This is a genomic window from Burkholderia sp. AW49-1 (genome assembly GCF_053427845.1).
This window is the reverse complement of the sequence record NZ_JBSAXF010000130.1, coordinates 1-295: the sequence shown is the minus strand read 5'-3', so window position 1 is coordinate 295 and position 295 is coordinate 1. Positions and strand designations below refer to the sequence as shown.

Annotated in this window: 1 protein-coding gene; it reads right to left on the bottom strand. The window is 61.4% G+C overall.

Going from position 1 to position 295, the window contains the following annotated elements; genetic code table 11:
* Nucleotides 1-295, bottom strand: a 295-nt coding sequence (locus tag ACV22W_RS33730; protein ID WP_448023867.1) for a hypothetical protein, incomplete at both ends; no start/stop codon positions are given.

Here is a 295-nt window from a genome sequence, read left to right as displayed (position 1 = left end):
TCAACGCCAGCGACGTCAGGTTGCCTTCCTCGTCTTTACCAACGAGACCGGCAGCTTTCAGCTGCGACACGTTCACCGCGTCGTGATCCTCGACACCCTCCGCCACGTTCTTCAGTGCCACTGGATTCGTCGCATCCGATCCACCCAGCGTCACCGAGCCACGATTCGCCGTGCCGTCCTTGTTACGGTCGTACGTCACCGCCGCGATCGATGCTCCCGTCTTCTGGTCAACCAGACCGCTGCCCTTCAGTTGTTCCGTCAGATCCGTGAGCGCACCCGTATTCTGCGTCGTGCG